The sequence below is a fragment of the Nostoc sp. UCD121 genome (assembly GCF_014222285.1).
GTDB lineage: Bacteria > Cyanobacteriota > Cyanobacteriia > Cyanobacteriales > Nostocaceae > Nostoc.
On the sequence record NZ_JACKZS010000230.1, the window covers coordinates 1 to 11,380 of the forward strand.

Below are 11,380 nucleotides of genomic sequence, written 5' to 3' on the forward strand. Positions count from 1 at the left end.
ACCTAAATCTCAGCCACCGCCCGTTCAATCAAGCGACGTGCTAAAGTTTGTGTGCCAGTGTGTTCATAATAATTTGTAGATACATCCAAGAATGCAGCCAGGTAGTCTAACTTATCATCTGCAATATCGACAAAACTGTGTAAGTTGCTAACTACCTTGTGTGGCGTTAAATTATTCGTACTGACAATACCATTCATCCAACCTTTAACTGAGTCAAAACTTTCGCCGATAAAGTTGAGTTTACTACCAGCATTGTTTCCTGGAATCACATCTTTGATATTTTGGAAAGTCGAGTTCTGTTCTAACTCTTTGGGACTTGTTTGATTAATCCCAGATATGGCTTTGCTGATGAAGTCTGGGCCTAGAGGTATCAAACCATCAACACAAACTAATGCCACCATACGGATGAGTGACTCACCACTATACTCACCTAAAGAGGCGACAAAATCGCCAATGCTGTCTCCAGGAATGCCGTTAATTTGACAGAAAGCTACCAACTCAGCCACTAACTTTAATGTCAAATCGATGGTTTGGGCTTTGTCTGGTTTGGGAGTGACAGAATTTAAAAAACCCAATAAAGGAATTTTCTCGCCAACTTTGTTAGCTAAAGCGGCTGCACCAAGGGCTTTATCTGTACCATCAACGGTTTGATATAACCACAAAGCTGTTTGGTATCCTTGGGATTTGTCATTGAATAGATAAATCGCTCTTTCACCAATTTGTTGAATTAAATCTTCGTCGTCTTCACCAGTGACGGTTTTAATGGTGTTGACAAAGCCGACAAGATTTTGCCACTCTCCAGGAGCAACAAAATCGAGGGACTTCAACATAGAAATAGTCAAACCGCCGGTTGGTAATTGATCGACTAAATCAACAATCGATTTGCTCACAAAAATCTCCTTACTTAGGTTTTGTTATCTTCAATCTTGGCAATCCGGCTTATTTCAATTTAGCCAGACCATTAAGATTAAACTTCTCTAGCCAATCTGCGCGATCGCTAGCTGTAAATGACGAATCGCGGGAAAGTGCTTTTACTTGGTACTTACCTACCAAAATTGCAGTTTGCGTCTTACCAACTTCTACTGCGGGATAACCGCCAATTTTCTTGGTGCTTTTCGAGAACTTTGCTGCTGTACTAGGTGCGCTGGTAGTATCAGAAATAGACAGCAATGCTACATCTTTACCACCTTTTTTCAACTTCGCTTCTGCAAAGCCTTTTTTCTCTTGGGTAAAGACACGCTGGTAGCCATCACCTGCACTAGGGAAAAGTTTATTAAACTCGCTACCCTGAGTTGCATTCTTAGCTACGGCTTGACCGCGTTTTTGTTGAGTGCTTTCTTTTTGTGCCTGGTCAAAACGTCCAGGTGCTTTTGGGCTACAGGCTGTTGTCAGTAGTACCACTGACAGCAATAAAGCAGCTACCACTCTACGCCCACGATGTAAAATCATTCTTGGCTTCTCCCTATACTTGAGCTTTGAGGCAATTATCTGCGCTGCTAGCAATTATTACTCTTAAAATTTACTTTTTGATAATTATTGCTTAAGTGCTTAACATACCAATAAACTCAACGCAAAAATGTCCCCTTTCGGGCTACGGTGTACACGCATCTCTATACGAGATATACAACAACGTTAGATCCTCCTAAATCCCTCGATAAATTGGGGGACTTTGACTCCTATTCCCCCCTTTTTAAGGGGAATCTAAATGCTGTGGGACAACTCTAAAAGATTTGTGTATACACCGTAGCTCTTTCAGAAGAGTGTCTTTGATTTATGGATAAGCATTCAAGTTTGATCAACCAGGGGGCCAGTCTAATTGCCGTCCTCCCAAAATATGCAAATGTAAGTGATAGACAGTCTGACCACCATCATCACCAGTATTGATGACAACTCGATAACCGTTTTTCAGTCCAGCTTCTTCTGCAACACGTTTGGCTGTTAATAAAAGATGCCCCAACAGAGCATGATCCTGAGATTCAGCATCAGCTAGTGTGGGAATGGGTTTTTTAGGAATGACGAGAATGTGAACAGGCGCTTGGGGGTGAATGTCTTTGAAGGCCAGGGCTAAATTATCCTCATAAACAATATCAACGGGAATTTCCCGACGAATGATTTTGCTGAAAATCGTTTCTGTAGTTTCACTCATACCATCTACCTAATCATCTGCTAGAGATTTTAAAGGTTTACTGTAGTTTCTAGATCATCTACACAACAAAATACTCTTTTCTGCGTTCGAGTCTTCCATAGATAAAATTAGGATGAATATTAAGGGTGCGATCGCTCTTAGTAAAGCATTAAATACATAAATGCTTTGCGGCTTTTCACCAGAAATCTCCTCTGAAATAGGTATGAATATAGCAATTTTGGCAGTAAAAGCCGTAATTACACTGAGGCGATCGCATCAGCACTTTCCATCTTCGGCATTCGTAAATCCATCAGCGCCCTTTTTTAGAACTGATGCAGATCAAAAATGCTAAGAGTGCGAAAGTTTTAATTCTAAAATATCCGCATACAGTATTAATTTTTCCCAATAGCGGAAGCTACACTCGATCTTCATCAGCTAGACAACTTATATATTTTGTAAATCGGACAGGATGCTTAACCTACAATAATAGTGCTATATGTTTATAGTTAAAAATTTTAATAAACCACGAAGGCTTAAAAATTACAAAGCCGGACTTTTGCAAAACAACCGTATTTGATGAGTAAATCAATTGTTTCAACAAAACGGCTCGGCAGTCAGTTAATCCTCTGGTTGCTTGAAGAAGATCGACGAGAGAAGGAAGGGCCTTACCGCAAGGAGGAAGCACATCGCCAGCATCCTTGGTGGCAGGTAATGTGCTTGACTGGTGTAGATTATTTCTCCACCCTTGGCTATCAACCTGGGATTGCAGCACTGGCGGCTGGCGCTCTTTCTCCTATCGCTACCCTGATTCTAGTTTTGCTGACGCTCTTTGGAGCATTGCCAATCTATCGGCGGATTGCTGCCGAAAGCCCTCATGGTGAAGGGTCGATCGCAATGTTAGAACGTTTGCTACCTTGGTGGCAAGGCAAATTACTTGTGCTATGTTTACTCGGTTTTGTGGCAACCGACTTTATTATTACCATTACGCTGTCGGCTGCTGATGCTACCGCCCATATCATCGAAAATCCGCTTACCCCACATTGGTTTCACAGTCAGACGATCGCAATCACCCTAATATTAGTTGCATTACTAGGCGCAGTTTTCTTGAGAGGTTTTCGAGAAGCAATTGGGATTGCAGTAGTTTTGGTGGCAGTTTATCTGCTGTTAAACTTCATTGTCGTGATCGTCGGTGTGTACCAAATTTTAACTCACCCAGGAGCGATCGCTAACTGGCAGACTGCACTTTTTGCCCGCCATTCCAATCCTTTTATCTTAATTGGTATAGCTCTTTTGATATTTCCCAAGCTAGCGCTAGGATTATCAGGCTTTGAGACTGGTGTAACCGTGATGCCTCTTGTCAAAGGTAACAGCAGTGACACTCGCCAATATTCCAAAGGGCGGATTCGGAATACACGCAAGTTGCTTACCAGTGCTGCTCTGATTATGAGCTTCTTTTTGCTCACCACCAGTTTTATAACCACTCTACTGATTCCAGTCGCAGAATTTGCATCTGGGGGCAAAGCTAACGGACGGGCTCTTGCTTATTTAGCACATTTGTATCTAGGCAACGCCTTTGGCACGATTTACGATCTAAGTACTATTTCTATTTTGTGGTTTGCAGGTGCATCTGCAATGGCGGGACTGCTGAATATCGTGCCTCGCTACCTACCACGCTATGGCATGGCTCCCAATTGGGCACGGGTAACGCGACCTTTGGTGTTAGTCTACACTGCGATCGCATTTGTTGTCACAATTATCTTCAAAGCAAGTGTAGAAGCCCAAGGTGGGGCTTATGCAACTGGTGTGCTTGTATTAATTACCTCAGCAGCCTTTGCCGTCACCTTATCAGCCCACCGTCACAGAGAGAAGCGGGCAAGACTGGTTTTTGCTACTATTACACTGTTATTTTTATATACCACTATTGTTAACATCATCGAAAGACCAGAAGGGATTAGGATTGCTGGGTTTTTCATCGGTGCGATCATTTTTACTTCCCTGGTTTCTCGTGTTTGGCGTTCGACGGAACTACGAGCAGAGCGGATCGAAGTTGACGAACTTGCTGCCCAATTCCTTGCTGAAGAGAGCCAAGGAGCAATCCGACTGATTGCAAATCGGTTGAATACGGGTGATGTCCTAGAGTATTTTATGAAAGAGAAAGAGGTACGCGAGGATAACCATATTCCACCCAACGATCCAATTCTTTTTCTAGAGATTCAGGTATCAGATGCTTCAGAATTTGCGGATATCATCAAAGTAAGAGGGGTGCAAGTTGGTGATTATCGCATCCTGCGGGCTGAGAGTGCAGCAGTCCCCAATGCGATCGCGGCTTTACTGCTGTATATTCGTGACCAAACAGGTAAGATTCCCCATGCCTACTTCGGCTGGGTTGAGGGGAACCCCATACAATATTTACTGCGTTTTATCTTGTTTGGAGAGGGCGATATTGCTGTAGTTACCCGTGAAGTACTCCGTCGGGCTGAAAAGAATCCCCAGAGGCGACCTGGTGTTCATGTCGGGGGTTGAGTAAGGTAACTCGCCGCTTTTGCCTAGTCTTTAACTTCGCTTAGATGACTTCTATCTCATTAAGTGTAAGTGCAAAATAAGAGTGAAAAGGGTAGGCGTAGCCTGTCGTAGACATTAGAGAGCCAAATTTAGAATTGCTGTAAAGAAAAACCACCAGTTTTACACCAGTGGTTCTGATTTTTTACTATTCTCTAAAGTTTTAAACTTAACTCAACACGCCCTTTTTCTTTTAGTTCGTGTAAAATGTCAGAGGGAGTATTAGTTGCTCGTTTTACTTCAGCATCAACTATGATCACAAAATTCTTATCACCTCTCTCAATGTAAGTCCGAATTTCCATGAATTTCCGTTCGTAATCTAAGATAAGATTACTACCAAGAACCCTATCACCTCTGGCTTTTAAATCTCCTTGTATCCGTCTCGCGTCTTCTTCAATCAAATCAAAATTCAACAATCCTTCTTGAACACAGACTAAATTAGAAGGTTCTTTTAGTCCCTCTTCAACTGCATCTGCGAGTTTCTTTGGAATGCTTGTCATATTATTGAATAGCTTACCAAACTTATCTTGAAGACTTTCTTGCTTATCCATAACTGATTATCTCCTAAGTTGCCTCTTGTAAAACTTTCACTCTGTTGCCTTTTTTCCTAAATTGCTCTTCGACATCAGCAGGAACTTCGGCAATTTCCTCCTCTTTGTACTTAAGAGTTGTCGCATTAGAGCGAACATTTCTAACATAAACTTCTATCCTCTTGTAAAAACGACTGCCCTGTTTTACAAGATAAACAGTTGCGTCTGATGTAATTTCAATTGCTGTGTTGATAGCATCAAGAATATGGCCTAGCATTCGACTAGCCCATTCCTTTATTTCATCCCAAAAATAACCAACAGCAACCCCTGCTAAAGCGCTACCTATAATTATTGCCCAAGTAATTGGATCCATAAACTTCCTTCTTCGTAATGTTTTGTTCAGATCAATTCACTGTAGTTTCGACTAACACTGATGTTTTCTTGTGTCGTAGTTTTACTTCTGTATACTTTTCAATTTCTTCTTTGACTAAAAGTTCATCAATACTCTGTACTTTTCCAGTTAGCAATTTTAAGCCTAACTTAATAGTGATATTTTTTATATCACCACCACAAAGACCATCACTAATATTTGCTAAATGCTCATAAGTTATTTCTTTGGGTACATTTTCCGATAGATGAAATCTCCATAGTTTTTCTCTCATGGATAAATCTGGAGCTAAGAACTCTATATTGAAAAGAATTCTTCTCAAAAAAGCATCATCATAGTTATCAAAAAGATTTGTGGCAAACACAATAATCCCGTTGAACTTATCCAAGAGAGTGAGCAAAGTACTTTTTGCTGAATTTACACCATGATCGGCTGCTTGTGATAGATTGGAGATTCTTCTGCTGAGGACAGCATCAGCTTCATCAAAGAATAGTAAGCTTTTTGTTTCTTCTGCCGTTTTGAAAACTGATGCTAAATTATCAGATGTTCCTCCTACGAAAGAAGATTCAAGCTCACCATAGTTAGCTTTAATAATTGACATTCCAAGTTTATGAGCAATTGCCTCAGCCGTTATGCTTTTACCTGTACCTGGTATGCCAAAAAAGTTAACACTCAAAGCACTTCCTGTTTTCAGGAACCGATTAAATTGCCAATCATTCAAAAGTTTATTTCTGTTTTCTATGTAAGCAACCATCTGGTCAATTTGGTCAATTGTGCTTTTAGGTAATGCCACTTCTTTAAGAGTCCATTTAGGTTGCTCTATTAAAGTCTGTGCTTTTTCTTCCTTGTTTGATTTGTCTCTATCTTTGATGATTGTGTAATCCATATTAATCCCTTATTACATTCAATAAATTTGCCATTTGCAAAGCAAAATAAAGCCTCTTGAACGCATCTTACTGATTAGGACTTACGTATTGGCAAAAATCTGATTATGTGATTTAGACTTATGTGCTGCCCTTCCTTCTTTAATTAAGTGCAAGCAAAATCAACTTATGCATGAGTGAGATAGAAATGGGAAATTTTTGCTCCATCTAACTATTGCAGAACCGCACGGAGGTTGGCGCTAGAGTGTTATTCACACAAGAGTTTATTTGTAAAGTAGGGAATTGCAATCGCCACTATCACCTAATTTAATTAGTGCGATCGCCCCCCATGCATCTATACAAATTAAAACTAAGTGAATATACTAAGCTTAGAAAATAAGCCCAACATTGTCACTAGCGAAATGTTGGGTTTTAAACCTATCAAAATGTGAGGTCGAGAAGCTGCAAACTACAGCCTAACAATCCCGCGATTCAGGGCGGTGACTAGGGCTTGAGTCCGATCGCTGACATTCAATTTACCGAAAATATTATTGGTATGAAATCTGACAGTACTCTCGGCAATATTGAGGACATTGCTAATCTGCTGGTTATTCTTGCCCTTGGCGATCAGGCGCAGCACTTCTAACTCGCGATCGCTCAATTCCTCACTACCCATCCGCTCGGCTAGCTTGGCTGCTATAGTGGGCGGAATATACCTTTGACCTTTATGAACAGTGCGAATCGCATCTAAGAGTTCGTTCGGTTCAGCCCCCTTGAGGAGATAGCCCTTTGCACCCGCCCGTAATCCCCGATAGATATCTTCATCGCCATCAAAGGTAGTTAATACAACGATCCGGGCGTGTTTAAACTTAGCACAGATGGCTGCGATCGCATCAGCACCTTCCATCTTCGGCATTCGCAAATCCATCAGCGCTACATCGGGTTGATGTTGGTGGAAAAGTTCTAACGCTTCTCGCCCGTCGCCAGCATGGCCGATTACAGTCATGTCTGGCTCACATTGAAGAAACATTGTTAAAGCTTGTCCCAAGATGGGATGATCGTCAGCAAGCAGGATGCGAATGACATTGGATTGACTCATAATCATTTACTCTCGGTAGACTAACACTGAAACTTCTGTTCCCTGTCCTGGCGAACTCTGAATTGTTAGTTTTGCCCCGATGCGTTCAGCGCGTTCGCTCATGACTAAAAGCCCAAAGCTGTTGATAACAGATACACTGGCGATGTCAAACCCTTGGCCATCATCTTTGATTCGCAAGCTGCACTGTCTTTCTTGATACGCCAGTTCAATTTGGATTTCTCCAGCTTGGGCATACTTGAAGGCATTGGTTAATGCTTCTTGTCCAATGCGGAGTAGGTTATTTTCAACATCTGGAGACAAGGGGTATATCTCGCCTATTAATTGGCAGACAATATGTGTTTTGGTAGGGGAAAACATCTGTGTGGCGAAGCGATTGAGAGCATTAAAAATGTCGCCGTCCTCCAATAATTGAGAGCGTAATGCTTTTATCGAACGGCGTGCTTCAGTTAGCCCAGAATGAGCTAAGTCTCGCCCTGCTTTGATTAATTTCTGTGCTACTTCTATATCTGTTGTCAGTTTTCGTGAGGCGGTGTCTAAGTGGACAATAACAACGGTGAAGGCTTGTGCTAAAGTATCATGAATTTCCTGTGCCAAGCGGTTACGTTCTGCCAATACGGTTGCTTCTTCAGCCTGCTTGCGACTAGTAATATCCTGTATTGCAGCCATCCTGATGGTACGCCCACGATATGGCATAACTCTGGCTCTGATCTCAGCCGGAAATGTGCTTCCATCCTTACGAAGACAAACGGTTTCATAAATTCCCTCATCTCCTGAGCGAATCTTCTGCATCACCTGTTCCCGATATTCAGGAGCAGTAAAATCCATGACACGCATACCAAGCAACTCAGAAAGTTCATAACCAAACATCTCCGCACAGGTTTGGTTAGTGTCTAAAAGTATGCCTTGCTCGGTAATAGCGATCGCTTCAAATGTTGCCTCTGCTAATAGCCGAAATCGCGTCTCGCTTTCTAGAAGCGCTACTTCTGCCTGCTTGCGTTCAGTTATTTCTCGTTGTAGTTCTAGGGTACGTTCAGTAACCTGTTGCTCTAAAATCGAATTATAATCAGCTAGAATCTTCTCTGCTTTTTTGCGTTCGGTAATATCAATACAAACAGTGAGCGCATATATTACTTTCCCCGATTCATCAAAAATTGGGGTGCTTAAAACTTCTACAGGGATAGTTTTATTCGGGTGGCGAAACTCAAGATTATCAACATGGACAGTTTTACCAGCTAAAGAATATACAATTGGCAGTTCATCAGCAGGGCATAACTGGTCAGTTCCAGCTAGATAAATTTGATAATATTCTGCTATATTTTCGTATTCGATAGATGGTAATAACTCTACGTTGACTAACTGTTGTGAAGCTCGATTAGTATAGTAGAGTTGCCCACTACTATCATCTATCGAAACACTCACAGGTATAGCGTCAAGAAATTGTTTCAGGCGGGTTTCACTTTGCAATAAAGCTTTGTTTAAATCCTGCATTTCCGAAAATTTTTCTTGGAGTTGATCCGCCATACTATTAAATGACTTGGCTAATTCCCCCAATTCATCGGAACGCTCTATTTCTATTCTTTTTTCCCATTCACCTTGAGCAAGCGCTAAAGCTGATTTTTTTAAAGCTAGAACTGGTTGAGTAATCCACCGTAAAATTAAAACACCGACAGCTACAGCCACTATCAAAGCAACAATGCACAACAAAATAGTTGTGCGGGTGTTAGCATTAATTTCCTGCATGAAGTCATCTTCTGGGACTACTACTACAATTAACCAGTCAAGTCCTCGATTATCTTGGAAGGGTAAAACTTGAATAAACTGCCACTTACCATCTATCGAGAAATATAATTGCTGTGAGCTATTAATTGACTTAAATTCATTAAATTTATTTTTTAAATATTTACTAGTAAATTGTGTTTGTTTATCATTACTATCTATAGCCAAAAATGGCTTAATTCTATTCTCTGCTAATTGTGATTCTAACTTATTTGAGCGGAAGGGCTTTTCATTAGTTGAAGTTGCTACCAATTTTCCAGACTGGCGCTCAACAATAAAACTTATTCCTGTTTTACCAATTTTTAAATTTTGCAGAAAAGTGCCAATTTTGGATAAGTTTAAATTTGAGAGTAATACACCTTGCAAATTTCCCTGTTTATCGTAAGCAGGCTGACTAGCAGCGATGTACAAAGCAATTCCAGAATTATGAGGATAAATTTCACTCCACATTGATCTTTCTTCTGCTATTGCTTTGTTATACCAATTACGTCTCTGAGTATCATAAGGTTTACCAAAATCCTTGATTCCCGTGCGTGTGCCTTGTTTATTAGTAGTATAAGTCCGTAAATTATATTTAGTCGATTTACCAGATGCTCTGATTGTCAAAGAGCCATCAGGAAATATTTCTGCTGAAATAAACTCTTTGTTTTTATTGGCAAACCCAATTAGACTTACTTGATTAAATACTTTTAATTGCTCAAAAAAATATTTTTCTAAGATAGGAAAATCTTGTATGTTTAATTGGTCAATTTTAATAGTATTAGCATTATTCTGATTAATTTGCTGGGGAGCTTCAAGAAAAGTATGCAGATTCTGCTGAACACGCTGGCTAATTTCACTTAGTAGCCGTGTGGCAATATTATTTACTGCTTTTTGCCCATTTTTGAATGAGAGATAACCCGTTAAACTCACCACCGCTAAGATTTGCAAAATAAAAGGAATAATCAGAACGGTTCGCAGAGAAGGTTTAACGGGAAGAGAAAGAAAATATTGAAGATATGATATTTTGTTAAACAATAAAATATTCCTTTTATTGTCAAAACTATAAAATTTACTTAAGAAATTAAACTTCAGAAAGTTTTAAGTGTCTGAAGCAGAAGTAGTTCAGGCTTTTTTAACTCATCCTGCATCCACTACAGCACTTTTATTTTGATTATGTATAGTCAGCACTTTCCTTTGGATAACATATATGAATTTTATGTAGGAGTAAAAATCATTTTTGCATAATCTAGTTCTAAAAAATGCATACAGAAAGATTAACCCTAAAAAATATATCTTAGGATAGATGCTTATTTTATTTTTTAATAAGTAGAAACTATATAACTACAAGACAATTAAAACAATTTCCGCAATCATCTACAGCCAAAAGCTATAAGTTTTTGAGGAAATTGTAATTTCCCGTATTTTCTCAGATTTTCCAACTAGCCTTAAAGGATGTTTGAAAAGTAGTTGCTTGTTATTTCAGGCTCTTATTGATCCCCCCTAACCCACGCCAGTCGCTACAGTTTGCAAGACCAGAATCAAAGTCCCCCCTTTTTAAGGCAATACAGTTCACATAAGACCAAAACACTTGTAGAGATGGCGATTTATCGCATCTCAAAAACCCAAGATTTTGTACTTTTTAAGGGGGATTTAGCAGGTTAATTTTATACGGCAAAAGAAAAATACATTTAATAAAGTCTTTTTAGTAACATCAAAATATTCCAAATCTAACCACGGTTTTTTGGAAATGAGCGTAGTAAAATTTTCAAAATATGTGGGATTGTTTAGAATTAAATCTTCTTAAATTGGGTTACTTTTCTGTTCGCCGGTTAACTAAGGTAGCGCTAGCTTGGTCAACAGGCATCAGCACAACTTCGTTAATATTGGCATGGGGCGATCGCGTCATACAGAAAAATATCACATCAGCCACATCATCTGCTGTCAGTGGGGTAACTCCCTGGTAGACCGTTTTAGCGCGTTTAGTATTTCCGTGAAACCGCACCTCGCTAAATTCCGTTTCCACCATACCAGGGTCAACGGAGGTTACACGTACCCGTG

At 40.1% G+C, this 11,380-nt stretch carries 10 protein-coding genes and 1 pseudogene; 2 read left to right on the forward strand and 9 right to left on the reverse strand.

Annotated features, from left to right (window positions below; genetic code table 11):
- Nucleotides 1-2: 2 nt before the first annotated feature.
- From GNF10_RS30810 to GNF10_RS30820, 3 genes are all read right to left on the reverse strand, one after another.
- Entirely contained in the window at nt 3-890 is an 888-nt protein-coding gene (locus tag GNF10_RS30810) for a hypothetical protein (RefSeq protein WP_185580416.1), read from the reverse strand.
- 49 nt (nt 891-939) lie between these two features.
- Entirely contained in the window at nt 940-1,449 is a 510-nt protein-coding gene (locus tag GNF10_RS30815) for a hypothetical protein (protein WP_185580417.1), read from the reverse strand.
- Between the two features lie 346 nt (nt 1,450-1,795).
- Entirely contained in the window at nt 1,796-2,146 is a 351-nt protein-coding gene (locus tag GNF10_RS30820) for a histidine triad nucleotide-binding protein (RefSeq protein WP_012408957.1), read from the reverse strand.
- Between the two features lie 202 nt (nt 2,147-2,348).
- Here GNF10_RS30820 and GNF10_RS39020 point away from each other — a divergent pair, with 202 nt between their 5' ends.
- Together GNF10_RS39020 and GNF10_RS30825 are read left to right on the forward strand one after the other, a co-directional pair.
- A complete protein-coding gene (locus tag GNF10_RS39020; protein ID WP_260446352.1) occupies nt 2,349-2,477 on the forward strand; it encodes a hypothetical protein in 129 nt (42 codons plus the stop codon).
- Nucleotides 2,478-2,701: 224 nt separating this feature from the next.
- The gene (locus GNF10_RS30825) at nt 2,702-4,648 is read left to right on the forward strand and encodes an APC family permease (RefSeq protein WP_185580418.1); all 1,947 of its coding nucleotides are present in this window, start codon (nt 2,702-2,704) and stop codon (nt 4,646-4,648) included.
- A 191-nt stretch (nt 4,649-4,839) separates the two neighbouring features.
- Here GNF10_RS30825 and GNF10_RS30830 read toward each other — a convergent pair whose 3' ends face one another.
- The 6 genes and pseudogenes from GNF10_RS30830 to GNF10_RS30855 all read right to left on the reverse strand — a co-directional run.
- Nucleotides 4,840-5,235, reverse strand: a complete 396-nt coding sequence (locus GNF10_RS30830; RefSeq protein ID WP_185580419.1) for a hypothetical protein — start codon at nt 5,233-5,235, stop codon at nt 4,840-4,842.
- Between the two features lie 13 nt (nt 5,236-5,248).
- On the reverse strand, nt 5,249-5,587 hold the full coding sequence (locus tag GNF10_RS30835; protein ID WP_185580420.1) for a hypothetical protein: 339 nt from the start codon (nt 5,585-5,587) through the stop codon (nt 5,249-5,251).
- A gap of 31 nt (nt 5,588-5,618) precedes the next feature.
- The gene (locus tag GNF10_RS30840; protein WP_185580421.1) at nt 5,619-6,488 is read right to left on the reverse strand and encodes an ATP-binding protein; all 870 of its coding nucleotides are present in this window, start codon (nt 6,486-6,488) and stop codon (nt 5,619-5,621) included.
- Between the two features lie 446 nt (nt 6,489-6,934).
- Nucleotides 6,935-7,564 (reverse strand): response regulator transcription factor, encoded by a 630-nt coding sequence (locus GNF10_RS30845; RefSeq protein ID WP_114085203.1) that lies wholly within the window; start codon nt 7,562-7,564, stop codon nt 6,935-6,937.
- Between the two features lie 6 nt (nt 7,565-7,570).
- Nucleotides 7,571-10,357, reverse strand: coding sequence for a PAS domain S-box protein (locus GNF10_RS30850; RefSeq protein ID WP_185607336.1), 2,787 nt, complete (start codon nt 10,355-10,357; stop codon nt 7,571-7,573).
- A gap of 775 nt (nt 10,358-11,132) precedes the next feature.
- A pseudogene (locus tag GNF10_RS30855) lies at nt 11,133-11,380 on the reverse strand (NAD(P)-dependent oxidoreductase); the annotation flags it as partial.